Origin of the sequence: Verrucosispora sp. WMMA2044 (assembly GCF_027497155.1) — a bacterium.
Classification (GTDB): domain Bacteria; phylum Actinomycetota; class Actinomycetes; order Mycobacteriales; family Micromonosporaceae; genus Micromonospora; species Micromonospora palythoicola.
In genome coordinates this window covers 4,093,933-4,112,569 of record NZ_CP114913.1, presented here as the reverse complement: position 1 = coordinate 4,112,569, position 18,637 = coordinate 4,093,933, and the positions used below count along the sequence as shown (strand labels likewise).

18 protein-coding genes are annotated in these 18,637 nt (G+C 72.8%); 11 read left to right on the top strand and 7 right to left on the bottom strand.

Translation table 11 applies throughout. The annotated features are described in order from the left end of the window. The first annotated feature begins 45 nt into the window (after window positions 1-45). From leuC to O3597_RS18680, 4 genes are all read left to right on the top strand, one after another. Window positions 46-1,491, top strand: coding sequence for a 3-isopropylmalate dehydratase large subunit (leuC, locus tag O3597_RS18695; RefSeq protein ID WP_164445749.1), 1,446 nt, complete (start codon window positions 46-48; stop codon window positions 1,489-1,491). Between the two features lie 12 nt (window positions 1,492-1,503). Next, window positions 1,504-2,091 carry a 3-isopropylmalate dehydratase small subunit gene (gene leuD, locus O3597_RS18690; RefSeq protein ID WP_164445748.1) on the top strand — a complete coding sequence of 196 codons (588 nt, stop codon included), beginning with the start codon at window positions 1,504-1,506 and terminating at the stop codon, window positions 2,089-2,091. A gap of 173 nt (window positions 2,092-2,264) precedes the next feature. Then, a complete protein-coding gene (locus O3597_RS18685; protein WP_164445747.1) occupies window positions 2,265-2,870 on the top strand; it encodes an HU family DNA-binding protein in 606 nt (201 codons plus the stop codon). A 146-nt stretch (window positions 2,871-3,016) separates the two neighbouring features. Beyond that, on the top strand, window positions 3,017-4,930 hold the full coding sequence (locus O3597_RS18680; protein ID WP_281601894.1) for an endonuclease/exonuclease/phosphatase family protein: 1,914 nt from the start codon (window positions 3,017-3,019) through the stop codon (window positions 4,928-4,930). Between the two features lie 16 nt (window positions 4,931-4,946). Here O3597_RS18680 and O3597_RS18675 read toward each other — a convergent pair whose 3' ends face one another. From O3597_RS18675 to cofC, 5 genes are read right to left on the bottom strand one after another with little or no spacing between them, the layout of a single operon-like run. Continuing rightward, complete coding sequence (locus O3597_RS18675) at window positions 4,947-5,825, bottom strand: NUDIX hydrolase (protein ID WP_281601893.1); 879 nt, start codon at window positions 5,823-5,825, stop codon at window positions 4,947-4,949. After that, window positions 5,813-7,345 (bottom strand): CYTH and CHAD domain-containing protein, encoded by a 1,533-nt coding sequence (locus O3597_RS18670; RefSeq protein WP_281601892.1) that lies wholly within the window; start codon window positions 7,343-7,345, stop codon window positions 5,813-5,815. Before O3597_RS18670 ends, O3597_RS18675 begins: the two co-directional genes overlap by 13 nt. 23 nt (window positions 7,346-7,368) lie before the next feature. After that, window positions 7,369-9,663: an RNA degradosome polyphosphate kinase gene (locus tag O3597_RS18665; RefSeq protein ID WP_281601891.1), complete on the bottom strand. Its 2,295-nt coding sequence runs from the start codon at window positions 9,661-9,663 to the stop codon at window positions 7,369-7,371. A 53-nt stretch (window positions 9,664-9,716) separates the two neighbouring features. Continuing rightward, window positions 9,717-9,914: a cold-shock protein gene (locus O3597_RS18660; RefSeq protein ID WP_281601890.1), complete on the bottom strand. Its 198-nt coding sequence runs from the start codon at window positions 9,912-9,914 to the stop codon at window positions 9,717-9,719. A 48-nt stretch (window positions 9,915-9,962) separates the two neighbouring features. After that, a complete protein-coding gene (cofC, locus tag O3597_RS18655; RefSeq protein WP_281601889.1) occupies window positions 9,963-10,604 on the bottom strand; it encodes a 2-phospho-L-lactate guanylyltransferase in 642 nt (213 codons plus the stop codon). Between the two features lie 128 nt (window positions 10,605-10,732). Between cofC and O3597_RS18650 the strand changes: the two genes are divergently transcribed. The 5 genes from O3597_RS18650 (at window position 10,733) to O3597_RS18630 (ending at window position 15,686) form a co-directional block, all read left to right on the top strand. After that, window positions 10,733-11,470, top strand: a complete 738-nt coding sequence (locus tag O3597_RS18650; RefSeq protein WP_164445743.1) for a lysophospholipid acyltransferase family protein — start codon at window positions 10,733-10,735, stop codon at window positions 11,468-11,470. Between the two features lie 157 nt (window positions 11,471-11,627). After that, complete coding sequence (locus tag O3597_RS18645; protein WP_164445742.1) at window positions 11,628-12,626, top strand: NAD(P)H-dependent glycerol-3-phosphate dehydrogenase; 999 nt, start codon at window positions 11,628-11,630, stop codon at window positions 12,624-12,626. Between the two features lie 8 nt (window positions 12,627-12,634). After that, window positions 12,635-13,780 carry a cystathionine gamma-lyase gene (locus O3597_RS18640; protein ID WP_281604584.1) on the top strand — a complete coding sequence of 382 codons (1,146 nt, stop codon included), beginning with the start codon at window positions 12,635-12,637 and terminating at the stop codon, window positions 13,778-13,780. Further along, on the top strand, window positions 13,780-14,601 hold the full coding sequence (locus tag O3597_RS18635) for a putative protein N(5)-glutamine methyltransferase (protein ID WP_164445740.1): 822 nt from the start codon (window positions 13,780-13,782) through the stop codon (window positions 14,599-14,601). The genes O3597_RS18640 and O3597_RS18635 overlap by 1 nt, the downstream gene beginning before the upstream one ends. A 20-nt stretch (window positions 14,602-14,621) precedes the next feature. Beyond that, on the top strand, window positions 14,622-15,686 hold the full coding sequence (locus O3597_RS18630; protein WP_281601888.1) for an ROK family protein: 1,065 nt from the start codon (window positions 14,622-14,624) through the stop codon (window positions 15,684-15,686). Between the two features lie 84 nt (window positions 15,687-15,770). On the opposite strand, the gene O3597_RS18625 is transcribed toward O3597_RS18630, so the two are convergent. Next, window positions 15,771-15,971, bottom strand: coding sequence for a DUF397 domain-containing protein (locus tag O3597_RS18625; RefSeq protein ID WP_164445738.1), 201 nt, complete (start codon window positions 15,969-15,971; stop codon window positions 15,771-15,773). A gap of 4 nt (window positions 15,972-15,975) precedes the next feature. Then, window positions 15,976-16,821, bottom strand: coding sequence for a helix-turn-helix transcriptional regulator (locus O3597_RS18620; protein WP_164445737.1), 846 nt, complete (start codon window positions 16,819-16,821; stop codon window positions 15,976-15,978). 275 nt (window positions 16,822-17,096) lie between these two features. Between O3597_RS18620 and O3597_RS18615 the strand changes: the two genes are divergently transcribed. Next, window positions 17,097-17,333, top strand: coding sequence for a hypothetical protein (locus O3597_RS18615; RefSeq protein WP_164445736.1), 237 nt, complete (start codon window positions 17,097-17,099; stop codon window positions 17,331-17,333). A gap of 149 nt (window positions 17,334-17,482) precedes the next feature. Continuing rightward, window positions 17,483-18,589 carry a D-alanine--D-alanine ligase family protein gene (locus O3597_RS18610; RefSeq protein WP_164445735.1) on the top strand — a complete coding sequence of 369 codons (1,107 nt, stop codon included), beginning with the start codon at window positions 17,483-17,485 and terminating at the stop codon, window positions 18,587-18,589. Window positions 18,590-18,637: the final 48 nt, after the last annotated feature.

The window sequence follows — 18,637 nt, the reverse complement described above, 5'->3', positions numbered from 1 at the left end:
TGTCCCACAAGCCGAAATTTACCTCCCAGAATTTAGGATGTCCAGATGGTGGGAGTCACTCCAGAGCCGAGAACCTTGGCCGAGAAGGTCTGGGACGCACACATCGTCCGGTCCGCTGATGGTGAGCCCGATCTGCTCTTCATCGACCTGCACCTGCTGCACGAGGTGACCAGCCCGCAGGCGTTCGACGGCCTGCGCATGGCCGGCCGTCGGGTGCGGCGTACCGACCTCACGCTGGCCACCGAGGATCACAACACCCCGACCGGGTACGCCGATCCCTCGTTCCAGCAGCGTCGCGGCGACCTGCTCACCATCGCCGACCCCACCTCCCGTACCCAGATCGAGACGCTGCGGCGCAACTGCGCCGAGTTCGGCGTACGGCTGCATCCGCTCGGCGACGCCAACCAGGGCATCGTCCACGTCATCGGCCCGCAGCTCGGCCTCACCCAGCCCGGCATGACGATCGTCTGCGGCGACTCGCACACCGCCACCCACGGCGCGTTCGGCGCCCTGGCCTTCGGCATCGGCACCAGTGAGGTGGAGCACGTGCTGGCCACCCAGACGCTGCCGCAGGCTCGCCCGAAGACGATGGCGGTCACCGTCGACGGCCGGCTCGGCCCCGGTGTCACCGCCAAGGACCTGGTGCTCGCCCTGATCGCCAAGGTCGGTACCGGCGGCGGACGCGGGCACATCGTGGAGTACCGGGGCGAGGCGATCCGGGCGCTGTCCATGGAAGGGCGGATGACGATCGCCAACATGTCCATCGAGTGGGGCGCCAAGGCCGGCATGATCGCGCCGGACGAGACGACCTTCGCGTACCTGAAGGGGCGGCCGAACGCCCCCAGCGGCGCCGACTGGGAGGCGGCGCTCGCCTACTGGCGGACCCTGCCCACCGACGAGGGCGCGACCTTCGACTCCGAGGTGACCCTGGACGCCACCGAGATCACGCCGTTCGTCACCTGGGGCACCAACCCGGGGCAGGGTGCGCCGCTGGGTGCGGTCGTGCCGGACCCGGACGAGTTCGTCACCGAGCCGGAGCGGGCCGCCGCCCGCCGCGCCCTGGCGTACATGGACCTGAACCCCGGCACCGCGTTGCGCGACCTCGCCGTCGACGTGGTGTTCGTGGGTTCGTGCACCAACGGGCGCCTGGAGGACCTCCGCGCCGCCGCCGACGTGCTGCGCGGCCATCGGGTTGCTGACGGGGTACGCATGCTCGTGGTACCCGGCTCGGCCGCGGTACGCGAGGCCGCCGAGGCGGAGGGGCTGGACAAGGTCTTCACCGACGCCGGCGCCGAATGGCGCTTCGCCGGCTGCTCCATGTGTCTGGGCATGAACCCGGACACGCTCTCGCCGGGGCAGCGCGCCGCCTCGACCTCGAACCGGAACTTCGAGGGCCGCCAGGGCCGGGGTGGGCGTACCCACCTGGTCAGCCCGCCGGTGGCCGCCGCCACCGCCGTCGTCGGCCGGCTGGCCGCTCCCGCCGACCTGTAGAAGGGCTGCGACATGGACAAGTTCACCGTGCACACCGGCACCGCCCTGCCGCTGCGTCGCTCCGACGTGGACACTGACCAGATCATCCCCGCCGTGTACCTCAAGCGGGTGACCCGTACCGGTTTCGCCGACGGGCTGTTCAGCGCGTGGCGGGAGGACCCGGCATTCGTGCTCAACGATCAAGCTTATTCGGGAGCGTCGATTCTGGTGGCCGGTCCCGAGTTCGGCACCGGGTCATCGCGGGAGCACGCCGTGTGGGCGTTGCGTGACTACGGCTTCCGAGTGGTGATCTCACCGCGCTTCGGTGACATCTTCCGCGGGAACGCCCTCAAGGAAGGGCTGCTTCCGGTAGAGCTGGAATTGAAAGCCGTCGAAGAAATCTGGAGCCTGGTCGAGGAGAACCCGGCCACCCCGGTGGTCGTCGACCTGACCGCGCGTGAGGTGCGGGTCGACACCGCTACCTGGTCGTTCCCGCTCGACGACTTCAGCCGGTGGCGGCTGATGGAGGGCTTGGACGACATTGGACTCACCCTCCGCCACGAGGACCGGATCAGTGCCTTCGAGGCCGACCGACCGACCTTCCTGCCCCGGGTCGCGTAGCCCGAACGCCCCGATCCGCAGCCGATTTCGCCCCCACCGGTGCCACCGGTGGGGGCGAATCCGTTACGACACAAGGGCTTTTTTCCGCCGAATGTTTGTGTCCCGCCAGCACAGGGCATACCGTGCGCGCAGAATGGCTCGCGTCGAGTCAGTTGCACAATCAGGAGGAAGTCGTGAACAAGGCCGAGCTCATCGAGGCGCTCGCCGTTCGCCTGGGGGACCGGAAAACGGCGACGGCCGCGCTAGACGCGGTCCTCGCTGAGGTCCAGGCGGCGGTCACCAAGGGCGAGAAGGTGGCGATCACCGGTTTCGGAGCGTTCGAGAAGCGGGTCCGGGGCGCACGAACAGCCCGCAACCCGCGTACCGGGGAGGCGGTGAAGGTCAAGAAGACCTCGGTGCCGACGTTCCGCCCCGGTGCCGGGTTCAAGGAGATGGTGGCCAGCGGCAAGGTGCCGAAGGCCACGGCTGCGGCGAAGAAGACCGCCGGAGCCACCGCCAAGACCACCGGTGCCAAGGCGACCGCGGCGAAGAAGACGACCGCGGCGAAGAGCACCGCAGCCAAGAAGACCGCGGCGAGCAAGACCGCGGCGGCCAAGAAGACCACCGCGACCAAGACGACCGCGAAGGCCGCTCCGGCCAAGAAGGCCGCCACCAAGAAGGCCGCCCCGGCGAAGAAGACCGCCGCGGCGACCAAGGCGACGGCGGCTCGCAAGACCGCGACGGCCAAGAAGGCGCCGGCGAAGAAGGCGTCGGCCAGGAAGACCGCGACCCGGCGCTGAGCCGGTCGTACGACGAGGGCGCCCGCCGGCACGGCGGGCGCCCTCGCCATTGCCTCCGACGGTCCACCCCGACGGTGGTGAACCGTTGACCGGCCCGGGACCCGGCCAGCAGAATCGCCGCACCACCCCTCGCCGGAAAGAGAACCGTGTTGAGTCAGCGCCGTCTCGGCACCGCCACCCTGGCCTTGGGACTTGTCGTCCTGACCGACGTGCTGCGGGTCTTCCTGCCGTCGGTCATCACCATCTTCGGTCAGGCCGCGTCGACCCCGGCCGAGCTGCTCGGCGCGTTCGCGGTCGGCTGGTTCGTGCTGGCGCTCGTCGCGCCGGCCCTCGTCGCGCGCGTCGGCTCCGCCACCGTCGGGGTCGCGGCAGTGCTGGTGCTCGGTGCCGCCCGGCTGTCGCTCACCGCCGCGCCGGGCGGGCGGGCCCAACTGTGGCTGGCCAGCGCCGGTCTGCTCGCCGGTCTGGTCTGGCTGGCCGCCACCGCCGCCCGGGTCGCGTATCCGGTGCCCGGGCTGGTGCTGGGGATGACCGCGAGCGCGCTGGGTCACGCGCTGCTCGGCACGTACGACCTGGTGTGGTGGCAGCGCTGGCCGGCGTGGGTGGCGAGCGTGACGGTGGTGGCGGCGCTGCTGGCCGCCGAGACGGTCTCCGGCCGTGTCGCCGCCCGGCCGGTCGACGACCGGCCGTCGCCGAACCGCCGGGGCTGGCTGCTCGTCGGTCCGGCCCTGCTGCTCGGCAACATGGTGGCGCTGTCGCCCGCGGTGGCGATCAGCGCGATGTCCTACTGGTACGGCGAGGCGGGCACCGCCGCGCCGCCGCCGTTCGCGTTGGCGCCGCTTGGTGCCGCGGCACCGCTGTTCCTGCTCGGGGCGCTGACCCCGTGGCACCCGCGCTGGCGGGCGCTGCCGCCGGTGCTGCTGGTGGCCGGGGCGCTGCTGTTCGGATACGGTCCGCCGACGCTGCTCACCGTCGCCATCCTGGCCGGCGCGGCGGGGTTGGGCGGCTGCCTCGCCCTGGCCAGCGGCGGAGCGACGCCGCAGCCGACCGGCCGAAGCGGCACCGGACCGGCGTACGCGGCGGTGGGCGGGATGCTCGTCTTCGCCGTCGCCGCGCTCGTCTACTACGCCGCCTACGACCTCGGCTACCCCAACCAGTGGGTACCGGCCGTGGTGGCCGCCCTGACCGGGGTGGTCGCGATGCGCGGCGCGGCCGCGTCCGACGGGCACCGGCCACCACGGGCGGACCGTTCGTCAGAGCTACCCCCGTGGCGGCTGGCGGTGCTGGCCGCCGTCGTCGCCCTCGCCGCCGCCTGGCTGCACGGGCCATGGCTGGTGGCCAGCAACCGGCCCGGGCCGCCGGAGCGGGTGCGGGTGGTGGCGTACAACATCCGGATGGGTTTCGGCCTCGACGGCCGCTTCGACCTCACCGCCCTGGACCGGATGGTCGGCCGGGCCGACGTGGTGGTGCTCAGCGAGGTGGACCGGGGCTGGCTGCTCAACGGTGGCCACGACACGCTGGGCCTGCTCGCCGCCCGGCTGGGGATGCCGTACGTCTTCGCGCCGGCCGCCGACCCGCTGTGGGGGGACGCGGTGCTCAGCCGCTGGCCGGTGCAGCGGGCCCGAACGCGTGCGCTGCCCGCCGTCGGCGCGCCCACCGGGGCGCAGGCGCTCGGCGTGACGGTCGATTTCAGCGCCGGCGTACGCCTGGCCGTGGTGAGCACCCACCTGCAACCGCCGCCGGGTGCGGACCCGGTGGTGCAGGCCCGCGCCGTCGCGGACTTCGCCACCGGGTACGCCGACGGCGCGCCGCTGGTGGTCGCCGGTGATCTCAACACCGAGCCGGGCGACCCGGCGTTCACCGCGTTCACCGATGCCGGGCTGGTCGACGCGCTCGCCGCCGCCCGCCCGCTGCCGACCAGCCCGGCGGACGATCCGCGCGAGCAGATCGACCACGTCCTCGTCTCACCCGACCTGGTCGCCGCCGACGCGGTCGCGGTGCCGGGCACCGCCAGCGACCACCTGCCGGTCGCCGTCACCCTCACCCTGCCCGACCGTTGACGGGTGCGGCACCCGGTCAGAGACGGTCGGCGGCGACCAGACGGTCGCCGGTGAAGGCGAGCAGCCAGCCGCCGCCCTTGCCGGTGGCCCAGTCACCACACCGCCCCGCCAGCCGCTCCAGGGCGCCGGGAATCACCTTTCCCTGGCTGCACACCGCCGCCGGTTCCCCGGCGGCGGCCAGCGCGGCCAGGCGTGCGGCGGCGGCCAGTACGCACTCGTCGGGCTGCTGGCCGGCGTTCGGCTCGTCCAGGTCGCCGCAGATCTCGATCGGCAGGTCCAGCAGCGCCGCCGCCGGATCGAGGGTCTGCACGCACCGGCGCGGTGACGCGGAGAGCAGCCGGGCCGGGCGGATCAGCCCGATCAGCGGTGCCAACGCCTGCGCCTCGGACCAGCCCCGGGCGTCCAGCGGCCGCCCGGTGTCCGGGCCGGGCCAGGTAAGCCGCTTACCGGCGTGGCCGTGCCGCACCAGCACCAGGGCCGCGGTGACCGGCGGCAGCGCCGCGAACGCGGCCAGCACCTCCACGTCGTGCGGATAGCTCACCAGCGTCATCGCGTCGTCGACGGCCAACCAACGGACCTCGTCGACCTCGGTGTCCGGCTGGAATCCGCCGGTGCCCACCGCCCGCATCGCCCAGTAGTCGACCACCTTGAGCCGACCCTCGCTGAGGTAGCGCACCGACGGCAGCCGCAGTTGCGGCGCGGCCTGCGCGTCGGCCTCCTCGGCGACCTCCCGGGCCGCGGCGAGCAGCGGATGCTCGCCCGGCTCCAGCTTGCCCTTCGGCAGGGTCCAGTCCCCGTACCGGGGCCGGTGCACCAGGCACACCTCGACGTGGTCCACCCCGGCGGGACGCCACACCACCCCGCCGGCCGCCCGGATCGCGGTCACGCCAGCCACCGGGTCCGGCGTCGCCGGCTGGCGCGCCGCCAGGCGTACGGGAAGTCCGCCCGCGCTCGTCGTACGGCCGCCCGCTCCCGTTCCAACAGCCGGCCCGCGGTCATCGCCAACTGGTGGTCGTCGGGCCGAGCCTCGGCCACCGCGCGCCAGGTCTCGGCGGCCACCGCCGCGTCCTGGTGCTCACCGAGCAGGTTCTGCACCTTCGCCAGTGCCCGGGCCAGCTTCGCCGCGTCCCCGCCGAGCACCGGCGCGACCGCCGTCACCGCCGAGCGGGCCTGCTTGCCCTGCTTGCGTACGGTGTGCCACTGCTCGTCGGGCCCGGCCGGGTGCAGCGTCGCGACGCCGCCCGGCTTCTTCGGTGTGCCGGCCAGCCGTCGCCACGGGCGGGCCACGAGTCGAGGCAGCACCCGCTTGGCCGGCGCGTCCGCCCGGGGCGTGAGTCGCGGTGCCCGGGCCGCCAGCACCAGCGCGTCGACCAGGGCGAGGTACCGCGGTGCGCGCAGCGCCTCGTCCACCCGGGTCAGCGCCTCCTCCTGCCATTCGGCGAGGACGACGTCCAGCCGGTCGACCGCCGCCGGATCCACCGGACTGACTGGGTCGGCGGCGGCGGTGCGGCGCAACCGCTCCCGCAGCACCTCCGCGTCCCGGGCCGCCCCCAGGGCGTCCGCCAGCCACTTCAACTCGGTGCGCAGCGGCCGGGCCCACGCGGGGCGGACCAGCGGGCCGAAGGTCTTCAGGTCGCTGCGCAACCGCCGGCAGGCCACCCGCATCTGGTGGACGGCGGTGTCGTCGTCGCCGACCGGTGCGCGCAGCCGGACCAGCGGGTCGTGCGCCAACAACCGGGCCACCTCGCGGCGTACCGCCTCGGTGACCACCGCCGCGGCACTGGGATCGGCCGGCAACTCGTCCGGGGCGACCAGGTCCGGTTCGGCGGTGGCCGCCCGGCCGAGGGCGCGTACGTGCTTGGGGGTGAAGTCGCCACCCCGGGCACCGGCGTCGCGCAGCAACTCGGTGAGCCGGTCGAGCAGAGCGCCGTCACCGGCCTTGCGTTCCACCTCCACCTCGCGGAAGGCGCCGGTGGTGGCGCCCTCGGCGTCGAGCACGGTGACCTGGTCGTCCACCACCTCGGCCAGCACCCGGCCGGCCTCGTCGACGATCTCCTGGGCGTGCCGGACGGTACGCACCACCGCCGCCGGGGTCAGCGCGGCACCCCGGTGGAACACGGTGACCAGCTCGACCAGCTCCGCCGGCAGCACGTCGGCCGGGCCGGAACGGGAGATCTCGTGGCGGACGCCGGGGCTGCCGGTCGGCAACTTCACCGTCCACGGCACCTCGTCGCCCTCGCGGTAGCGCAGCGAGACACCCGCCCGGGCCAGCCGCAGGTCGACGGTGTCGTGGTACGTGGCCACGAGGGTCGCCGGTGCCAGCGCCCGGACGCTCCCCGAGGCCGGCACGGCGGGGGAGAGGTCGGGCAGCAGCCACCCGGCCTCCACCGTGAACTTCCGTTCCTCCTCGACCATCTGCCCAGCCTATTCCGACCCGGTCAACCGGCCGTGCTGCCGACGCGACGCAGCAGCAGGTGCTGAAGGTGGCTCAGCGGTGCCTCCGGCCGGCCGGCACGGCGGCTCCAGGTGCCGTCGCCGGCCAGCTCGAACGCGTCCACGTCCGGGCTCATCGCGGCACCGAGCACGTGGTCCAACTCGGCCCGGGCCACCGGGTCGGTGACCTGGACCAGTGCCTCCACCCGCCGGTCCAGGTTGCGGTGCATCAGGTCGGCGGAGCCGATCCAGAACTCCGCGTCGCCGTTGTTGCCGAAGCGGAAGACCCGCGAGTGTTCCAGGAAGCGACCGAGGATCGAGTGCACCCGGATGTTCTCCGACAGCCCGGGCACCCCCGGTCGCAGCGTGCACATCCCCCGGATGATCAGGTCCACGTGCACGCCGGCCTGGGAGGCCCGGTACAGCGCGTCGGTGATCTCCTCGTCGACGAGCGAGTTCACCTTGAACTGGACGAGTCCCGGCATGCCCAACCGGACATGGTTGATCTCCCGTTCGATCCGCTCGATCAGCCCGCTGCGGATGCCCTGTGGCGCCACCAGCAGCCGCCGGTACGCGGTCTGCCGGCTGTACCCGGTGAGCACGTTGAACAGGTCGGTCAGGTCGGCGCCGATCTCCGGGTCGGCGGTGAGCATGCCGAAGTCCTCGTAGAGCCGGGCGGTCTTCGGGTGGTAGTTGCCGGTGCCGATGTGGCAGTAGCGGCGGATCTGGTTGCCCTCCTGGCGTACCACCAGGGCGGTCTTGCAGTGGGTCTTCAGACCGACCAGGCCGTACACCACGTGGCAGCCGGCTCGTTCCAGCGTGCGGGCCCAGCCGATGTTCGCCACCTCGTCGAAGCGGGCCTTCACCTCGACGAGCACCACCACCTGTTTGCCGGCGGCGGCGGCGTCGACGAGGGCGTCCACGATCGGCGAGTCGCCGCTGGTGCGGTAGAGCGTCTGTTTGATCGCCAGCACGTTCGGATCGGCGGCGGCCTGCTCGATGAACCGTTGCACGCTGGTGGCGAAGGAGTGGTACGGGTGGTGCACCAGCACGTCGCCGTCGCGCAGGGTGGCGAAGACACTCCTCGGCACCTCGCCCTCGGCCAGGCGGGGATGGGTGGCCGGGACGAACGGTGGGTCCTTCAGGTCGGGCCGGTCGGCCTCGCCGTACAGCTGCCACAGCGCGGAGAGATCCAGCAGGCCACGGACCCGCAGCACGTCCTGCGTGTCCATGTCCAGTTCCCGAACGAGCAGTTCCAGCATGTGGTCGGAGATGGAGGCGGCCACCTCCAGACGTACCGGCGGGCCGAAACGGCGGCGGGCCAGTTCCCGCTCCAGCGCCTGGAGCAGGTCCTCGTCCCGGTCCTCGTCGACCTCCACCTCGGCGTTGCGGGTGACCCGGAACAGGTGGCACTCGACCACCTGCATGCCGGAGAAGAGCTGACCGAGGTGCACCGAGATGAGATCTTCCACCGGCAGCATGCGGACCCCGGGCCGGTCCCGGTCGACCCGGACGAACCGGGGCACGTTGTTGGGCACCTTCACCCGGGCGAACAGCTCCGGCCCGCCGTCCGGGTCGCGTACCGCGACGGCCAGGTTGAGCGATCGGCCCGAGATGTACGGGAACGGGTGGGCCGGGTCGACCGCCAGCGGGGTGAGCACCGGGAAGATCTTCTCCCGGAAGTAGGTACGCAGCCGTTCCCGCTCGGCATCGCCGAGGTCGGACCAGCGCAGCACCCGGATGTCCTCGGCGGCGAGCTTGGGCAGCAGGTCGTCGACGTAGCAGGCGGCCTGCCGGGCCACCAGCGCGGCGGCCTTCTCGGAGATCAGCGCGAGTTGGGTACGCAGGGGCAGTCCGTCACCGCCCCGCACGGGTAGGCCGGCGGAGAGCCGGCGCTTCAGCCCGGCCACCCGCACCATGTAGAACTCGTCCAGGTTGCTGGCGAAGATGGCGAGGAATTTGGCCCGTTCCAGCAGCGGGGTGTGCGGGTCCTCGGCCAGGGCGAGCACCCGGGCGTTGAAGTCGAGCCAGGACAGCTCCCGGTTGAGGAACCGGTCCTCGGGCAGCGGGTGGGCGGACGGCGGCTCGTCGGCGGGCTGCGGCAGCCCCGGTTCCGAGACCGGGTCCAGCACCTCCTCCAGGCCGGCGGAGGCCGCCGCCAAGTCGTTGTCCGAGACGTCCTCGGGGGCTGGGCGAGCGCTGCGGAACCGGCCGTCGGTCCCCCGGGGGCGACCTCCGTTGCGGCTGGTGGTGTCGTCGGTGGCGGCGGGGCTGGCGGGGTGTTCGCGAGGGGTGCTCACCCGCCCATAATCACCCGAACTCGGTTAACGCAAAATGAACTTGGGGCGGGTTGTCAGGACATCGTCGGCAGCGTCACGCGTACGACGTCGCCGGCGGCGTCGGTCTCCACCCGGACCCGCTGGCCGAGGCGGAGCAGGCGCAGCCCGGAGGCATCGAACGCCCGGGGCGGGAAGGGCAGCTCGGTGCCGTCGTCCAGCAGCAGCAGTCCGCTGCGGGTCGCCGCGTCGAAGGTCGCCACCGTGCCCTGCATGCCAGCACCGTACCGAATCCTCCGGCGGGTGTGTGTCCGCCCGCGCCGTCAGGTGCGGAAGGACTCGGTGAGGCAGCCGGCGGTCAGCGCCGTGGTGCGCGGACCCAGGCCGAGCCGCGCCGCGGCGGCCAGGTCGTCGGCGGTGTCCACGTCGCGCCGCAGGCTCGGCCAGTCACCGGTGAGTGGACGGGCGCCGCTGGCCGCGTGCGCGGCGGCCGAGTCGGGTCCGAAGCGGGGGTCCAGGGGTACGCCGGGCGGGGCGGCCAGCAGCACGGTGCCGGTGCCCGGGGCGTCGGCCACGAACCGGCGTACCCCGCGCGGTCCGGTGAACGCCGCACGCAGCGCCGCCGCCAGCTCGGCCGGCCGCAGGGCCGGCAGGTCGGCGGTCAGCCCGGCCACCCAGCCGACGACGCCCGCCGCGCCGTGCCGGAACGCGGCGTTGAGCCCGGCGTCCGCGACGTCCGGCAGTATCCGGGCACCACCGGACCGGGCCTCGCCGGCGACCCGGGCATCGTCGGTGACCACCAGCACCTCGGACACCACCGGGCAGGCCCGCACCGCCGCCAGGGTGTCGGCGGCCAGCGCCAGAGCCAGATCCTGGTGGGGTACGCCCGGCAGCCCGCCACGCAGCCGGGTCTTCGCGGCTGCCAGGCGCTTGACCGGCACCACCACGGTCCAGGGCTGTGTCACGCCTGCCATCCTGCCAGCCGGGCGGCGGTACCCTCACTGGCCGTACCCGGGGCGAGCAGGCATGATTTCCGCTGCGGACCTCACCGGGCTCCTCCGGTGGCGGGTCGGGGTGGGCATGAGGAGGCACGGTGGGTCGGCGGAGGCTGGGATTCTGGCAATGGTTCGCCGTGGTGCTGGTGAAGCCGGTGATGACCGTCTGGACCCGGCGTACCTGGCGGGGTATGGAACATCTGGACCAGGACGGTCCCGTGATCATCGTGCCGAACCACATCTCGCACGCCGATCCGCTGGTCTCCGCGCATTTCGTCTACGACGCCGGGCGATGGCCGCAGTTCCTCGGCAAGGCGAGCGTGTTCAAGGTGCCGGTGATCGGCTGGATCCTGCACCGGTGCCGGCAGATTCCGGTCGAGCGGGGCTCGGTCGACGCGGTGAAGTCGCTGGACGCCCTGATCAAGGCGCTGGACACGGGTGGCGCCGTGATCATCTACCCGGAGGGGACCACCAGCCGGGAGCCGGACCTGTGGCCGATGAAGGGCAAGACCGGCGCGGCCCGGCTGGCGCTGGCCACCGGCGCACCGGTGGTGCCGCTGGCGATGTGGGGACCGGAGCGGATCTTCGATCCGCGTCGGGCCCGGATCAACCTGCGGCCCCGGATCCCGGTGACCGTGGTGGCCGGGCCGCCGATCGACCTGAGTCGCTGGGCCGGCGCCACCCCGAGCCGCCAGGTGTTGGAGGAGATGACCGACGTGATCATGTTGCGGCTGCGGGACATGCTCGCCGACATCCGGGGCGGGACACCCCCGCCGCTGTGGCAGCGCACCACCCGCCCCCAGCCCGACCGCCAGCGCCCGGAGGCGGCGGCATGAGCGAGCGTCAGCGAGTGAATCATCGGTGCGGTGCGGTGGTGCCTCATGGCGGCACGGAGCGTCAGCGGAGTGCCGGCATGAGCGAGCGTCAGCGAGTGAATCATCGGTGCTGTGTGGTGGTGCCTCACGGCGGCGCCGACCGTAGGGAGGCGGCGGCGTGAGTGGGCAGGTGGCGGTGCTGGGGGCGGGGTCGTGGGGTACGGCGTTCGCGAAGATCCTCGCCGACGCCGGCCGAGAGGTGACGCTCTGGGCGCGGCGACAGTCGATCGCCGACGCGATCCGGGCCGAGCGGAGTAACCCGGAGTACCTGCCCGGTGTGGTGTTGCCGGAGCGGGTCACCGCGACCGGCGACCCGGTCGAGGCGATCAAGGGCGCCGAGATGGTGGTGCTGGCGGTGCCGTCGCAGACCCTGCGCGGCAACCTCGCCGAGTGGGTGGAGCACCTGCACCCCGAGGCCACCCTGGTGTCGCTGATGAAGGGCATCGAACTCGGCACCACCAAACGGATGAGCGAGGTGATCGTCGAGACCGCCGGGGTCGCGGCGGATCGGGTGGTGGTGGTCTCCGGCCCCAACCTGGCACCGGAGATCGCCGCGGAGCAACCCGCGGCCACCGTGGTGGCCTGCACCGATTCCGATCGGGCCACCCTGGTGCAGCGGTCGATCACCACGCCCTACTTCCGCCCGTACACCAACGACGACGTGATCGGCTGTGAGCTGGGCGGCGCGGTCAAGAACGTGATCGCGTTGGCGTACGGCATCGCCACCGCGATGGGCTTCGGCCACAACACCCGGGCGATGCTTGTCACCCGTGGCCTGGCCGAGACCGCCCGGCTCGGGGTCGCCCTCGGCGCGGACCCGCTCACCTTCGCCGGCCTGGCCGGGATGGGTGACCTGGTGGCCTCCTGCTCGTCGCCGTCGGCCCGCAACCGCACCTTCGGCGAGCACCTCGGCCGGGGTGCCACCCTGGAGGAGGCGCGGGTGGCCACCCGGCAGACCGCCGAGGGGGTCAAGAGCGCGCTGGCGATCCGGGACCTGGCCCGCGCGCACGGCGTGGAGATGCCGATCACCGAGCAGGTCGAGCTGGTCTGCCACGAGGGGGTGGACCCGCGCCTGGCGGTCCAGGCCCTGATGAGCCGCACCACGAAGCCGGAGTGAGCAGCACCATGAGCGAGCGCGACGCCCCGCAGCCGCATGACCACCCGTCGACGGGGGACGGCACCCGGTGCGTGCACGCCGGTCTGCCCGAGCCCACCCCCGGCGCGCCGTTCCTGCCCGGGCCGGTGTTCGCCGCGCCGTACCACCTCGACCCGTGGCAGGGCCCGGCGGCGGCCCCGAACGGGTACGGGCGTCCGGACAACCCGACCCGCCGGCTGCTGGAGGCAGCGATCGGTGAGCTGGAGGGCGGCGACTGTCGGGTCTTCGCCAGCGGCCAGGCGGCGATAACCGGCCTGCTGCTGGCGGTGCTGCGGGCGGGTGACGTGGTGGTGCTGCCCGCCGACGGGTACTTCCCGGTACGCGCGTTCGCCACCGACACCCTCGCTGGCAACGGCGTACGGGTGCTGTTCGCACCGACCGCCGGCCCGTACCCGGACCTCGACGGGGTACGGCTGGTGCTGGTGGAGACGCCGGCGAACCCGGGACTCGACGTGGTGGACCTGCCGGCGCTCGCCGAGCGGGCACACGCCGCCGGTGCCCTGCTGGCCGTGGACAACACCACCGCCACCCCGCTCGGGCAGCGACCGCTGGACCTCGGTGCCGACGTGGTCGTGGCCTCCGGCACCAAGGCGTTGACCGGGCACTCCGACCTGTTGCTCGGCTACGTCGCCACCCGGTCGGCGGAGCTGCTGTCGACGGTCACCGCCTGGCGTACCGCGACCGGTGCCGTGCCGGGCGCGTTCGACGCCTGGCTGGCCCACCGGTCGCTGGCCACCCTCGACCTGCGCCTGGCCCGGCAGACGGCGAACGCGCAGGCGCTGGCCCGGCTGCTGGCCGAGCGCGGCGACGTCGCCGGGCTGCGCTGGCCCGGCCTGCCGCACGACCCGGCGCACGCGGTGGCGGTGCGGCAACTGCGGCGGATGCCGGGCGTGCTCTCCTTCGATCTCGGCAGCGCCGACCGGGTCGCCCGCTTCCTCGACGCGGCCCGGCTGGTCGCCGCGGCCACCTCCTTCGGCGGCCTGCACACCACGGCGGACCGGCGGGCGCAGTGGGGCGACGACACCGCGCCCGGTTTCGTCCGGCTCTCCTGCGGGGTGGAGGACACCGCCGACCTGGTCGCCGACGTCGCGGCCGCGCTGGACGCCGCGGCCTGATGGGGGCGTCGGTCTTCCCGGTCGGGTACGACGCCCTGGTCGCCCGGTTGCGGCAGGCCGGCTGTGTGTGGGCCGAGGAGGAGGCTCGCCTGCTGCTGGCCGTCGACGGCGGCCCGGAGACGCTCGCGGATCTGGTCGACCGGCGGGTCGCCGGCGAGCCGCTTGAGTACCTGCTGGGCTGGGCGGAGTTCTGCGGCGAGCGGATCGAGGTCGACCCGGGCGTCTTCGTGCCCCGGGCGCGTACCGCTCTGCTGGTGTCGACGGCCGTGGCGGTGACCGGGCCGGCGGCGACCGTGGTGGAGCTGTGCTGCGGCTCCGGTGCGATCAGCCGGGTGCTGGCGCGTCGACTCGCCGCGCCCCGGCTGCTGGCCGCGGTCGACGTGGATCCGGCGGCGGTGGCCTGTGCGCGGCGGAACCTCGCGGCGGTGGGGGTGCCGGTCCTCGCCGGGGATCTGTTCGATCCGCTGCCGGCGGCCTGGCGTGGCCGGCTCGATCTGGTGGTGGCGAACGCCCCGTACGTGCCGACGGTCGCGATGGCTCTGCTGCCCCCCGAGGCTCGCCGCTACGAGTCCGCCGCGGCACTCGACGGTGGGTCGGACGGGCTGGCCGTGCTGCGCCGGTTGGCCGCTGCCGCGCCGCAGTGGCTGGCGCCGGGCGGGCATCTGGTGGTCGAGGTCGGCCAGACGCAGGTCGAGCGGTTCCGGGCGGTGCTGAGCGAGGCCGGCCTGGTGCCGTCGGTGGTGCGTGACGACGCCGCCGACGCCACCGCGATGACGGGCCGATGCCCGGACGACGTGGCGGGCGGGCGGTACGAGAACTAGCCTCACGTCAGGCTGTGACGGTGGGAGGCGGAACTCGGGTGGACGGCGCGACGGTGGTGGTCGGGATCGACAACGGTGGCACGACCAACAACGCCACCGTGCTCACGCTCGACGGACGGTTCCTGGTCGATCGCCTGGTGGAGACGCCGAGCCTCGTGCAGGAGGGCCCGGAGGCGGCGGTGGCGGCGATGGCGGACGCCTTCGACGGCGTGCTGGCCCTCACCGGGGTGTCCCGCGGCCAGGTCGGCGCGGTCGGTCTGGACACCCCCGGCCCGGCCAGTGCCAGCGGCGTCATCTCGTCGAAGGGGTCCACGAACTTCTCCCAGCCGGCCTGGCGCGGCTACGACGTCCGGGGTGCCCTCGAACGTCGGTTGGGGCTGCCGGTGATCTACCACAACGACGGCAACGCGGCCGCGCTCTACGCCCATCACGTTCATTTCGGGACCGACGCGATGCGGCGCTCGTCGGTGTCGGCGATCGTCGGCACCGGACTGGGTGGTGGCCTGGTCGAGCACGGCCGGGTGATCTCCGGGGCGGCGGGGATGGCCGGCGAACTGGGGCACGTGCAGATTCCGCTGACCACCGTGTTGGCACCGGGACAGCCGGTGCCGACCTGCGCCTGCGGGTTCGCCGGTGACGTCGAGAGCGTCGTGTCGTTGACCGCGATCGAGCACAATCTGCTGCCGTACTGGTTGACCCGCTTCCCGGGGCATGCACTGGCCGGTGAGTCGCCGCAGCGGGCGGCGAAGCTGGTACGCGGCTACGGCGAGCGGGGCGACGAGCTGGCCCGGGAGATCTTCGCCCAGCAGGCCAGGGCGCTCGGTGCCCTGTTCACCATTGCGGCGAACTTCACCGATCCGCACGCGTACTTCGTCGGCGGCGGGGTGGTGGAGACGGACCCGGCGTTCCGCGACTGGTTCCTGGCCGCCGTGCGGGAGCACACGCTGCTCCGGGCGGAGCAGGCCGCCCTGGCCACCTTCGCCCTGGTGCCGGACCGCGACATGGCCGGTGCGCGGGGCGTGGCGCTGGCGGCGCTGGAGGCGATCCGTGCGTTGCCGTCGCCGCCGCCGCTGGTCGGCGACTGAGCGGGCGACGGCGGAGGGGCTGACCGGGCCGGCGGTGCCCTTACCGGCCCGGTCAGCGGCACTGGGGTGCGGTTCCTCCGAGGCTCAGCGGGTTGGCGGTGCCTGGGTGAAGGCGCGCCACGCGGCCGGCGGGAAGCTCAGCAGGGGGCCGTGCGGGTCCTTGGAGTCGCGCACGGCGACGATGCCGGGGACGACCGCCATCTCGACGCAGGCTCCCTCGTCGCCGCTGTGGCTGCTCTTGCGCCATCCCGTCACGGCCACCGCCGCGCTGATCTCCGGTGTCATCGCGTTACCGTCCCTTCAGGAGTTCGAAGATTGCCTCGCGACTGTCCGTCGGGCTGAGTGCGACGGTGCGCAGGTGTTCCATGATCTTGGTGCAGGTACGCAGGTCGCCGGGACGATCGAGGATCATCTGCCCGGCGACCGTCTCCACGGAGGCGATGATCGGATCCTCCGGGTCGGCGAATTCGAGGATGTGCAGGGAACCCCGGGTGCCCCGGTGGTAGCCGGCGGCCAACGGGATCACCTGCACGGTGATGTTCGGCAGCTCGCTCATCTTGAGCAGGTGGCTCAACTGGCCCTGCTGCGCGGCGTCGTCACCCACCGGGCGCAGCAGCGCGGCCTCGTCGAGAATCGCGTCGAAGATCGGCGGGTCCTCCTCGAAGACCCGCTGCTGCCGGTCCAGTCGCATGCGTACCCGCTCCTCGACGTCGTTGTCGCTGAGGGTGTGCGGCCCGCCGCGCATCACGCCGCGGATGTAGTCGGCGGTCTGCAACAGCCCCGGCACCACCGACGGCTCGAAGTTCGCGATGGCCACCGCCTCGGCCTCCAACGCGATGAAGTCGATGGTGCGCCGGTCGAGCAGGTACGAGTAGGAAACCCACCAACCCGGCTTGCGCGCGTCCTTGGCGAGCTGGACGGCGGCCGCGACCTCGTCCGCGCCGACCCCGTAGAGGGTGAGCAGGGCGCGCACGGTGGCCGGGTTGACCAGGGTCTGCGCGTTCTCGTAGCGGGAGAGCGTGCTGCGGGTGCTGTTGATCTCGTCAGCCGCGGTCTCCAGGGTGAGGCCGGCGGCCTCGCGATGGTGGCGCAGGGCGATGCCCAACCGGCGGGCGCGGGCGGTCTTCGGAGCCATACATAGATAGTCGCACGTATTTGGGAAGCTGTACATGAGAGAACGCCAGTGAGAGTTGCATTCATGCCCATGAGGCTGTCAATCTGTTAGCGCGTCCTCACCGCCGGTTGTCGTGGCGACGGTGGTGGTGAGCGACCGGAGGGGATGGGGCGCGCGGCGGTCGGGTTTTCCCCCGTACCTGACCGCCGCGTGCCACGCCAGTTGGTCGGCCACCGGAAGGGAATCGACGTGCGGACTGGTCAGCGGGTTTTCGGCGAGCGCCGGGGCGGCCGGCGATGACACGTTTCCTGGTGGTGCTGACCGACGTGCGCCCGTACGAGGTGGACGGCCGCAACGAGCGGCTGGCCCCCGAGCGTCGCCGCCAGGTGGTCGGTGCGAGCAGCCGCGAGGCGGCCGACCGGATCGCCGGGGCCTTCATGGCGCTGGGCATGGTGCGGGCCGGCCGGCAGCGGGTCAAGGTGCTCGCCATCGGTCGCCGACACGCGTACGGCGAGCGCGAGCTGGCCGGCTGACCACCCTGGTGTGGTTACGTTGCGTATATGACTGGTTGACCGTTTGCGGCCGTGCTGCGTTGCCGCAGGGTATCGACTACCTCCACCCGCCACGCACAGTAAGGTCATCCGGGAGAGCGCCAGCAGTGCGTCCCGGAAAGGTGATCACAGTGACCACCCCAGGCAAGACCCGCGTGGCGATCGTCTTCGGCGGCCGCAGCCCGGAACACGGCATCTCGTGCGTCAGCGCCGGCAGTGTGCTCGGCGCGCTGGACCCGGACGAGTTCGAGGTGGTACCGGTCGGTATCACCCGAGCCGGCCAGTGGGTACTCACCAGCGGTGACCCCGGTCAGTTGGCCATCAACGCCCGCCGGCTACCGGAGATCACCGCGGCGTCCGGCACGGACATCGTGCTGCGTGCCGACCCCACCGGCGGTGGACTGCTGGTGCTCGACCCGACCGAGGGGCCCCGGGCGCTCGCCGACGTGGACGTCGTCTTCCCGGTCCTGCACGGCGCCTACGGTGAGGACGGCACCATCCAGGGCATGCTGGAGATGGCCGGCATCCCGTACGTCGGAGCGAAGGTCTTCGCCTCGGCCGCCGCGATGGACAAGGAGTTCACCAAGAAGCTCTGCGCCGCCGAGGGCATCCCGGTCGGTCCGTACGCGGTGCTCCGCAGCGGGACAACGCTCAGCGAGGCGGACAAGCGACGGTTGGGCCTGCCGGTCTTCGTCAAGCCCTCCCGGGCCGGCTCCTCCTTCGGCATCACCAAGGTCACCGACTGGGACGACCTGGACGCGGCCCTCGCCACCGCCCGGCAGATCGACGGCAAGGTGCTGGTCGAGGGCGCCATCGTCGGTCGGGAGATCGAGTGCGGCGTGCTGGAGGGCGAGGCCGGTGGCGCGCCGGAGGCGTCCGTGCTGGCCGAGGTGCGGGTGGTCGGCGACTACGACTTCTACGACTTCGAGGCCAAGTACATCGACGCGGAGACCGCCTGCGAGTACGACATTCCCGCCGACCTGCCGGAGCGGGTCACCCGGCAGGTACGCGACTACGCCGTACGCGCGTTCACCGCGCTGGACTGCGCCGGCCTGGCCCGGGTCGACTTCTTCGTCACGCCCGACCTCGACGTCTACCTCAACGAGATCAACACGATGCCCGGTTTCACGCCGACGTCGATGTTCCCGAGGATGTGGGCGGCCGCCGGGCTGGAGTACCCGAAGCTGGTCGACCGGCTCATCCGGACGGCGCTGACCCGGGGGCCCGGGCAGTACTGAGCCCCGCCGCGCTGCTCGACGCGCAGCCCCGGCACCGGACGGGGCCGG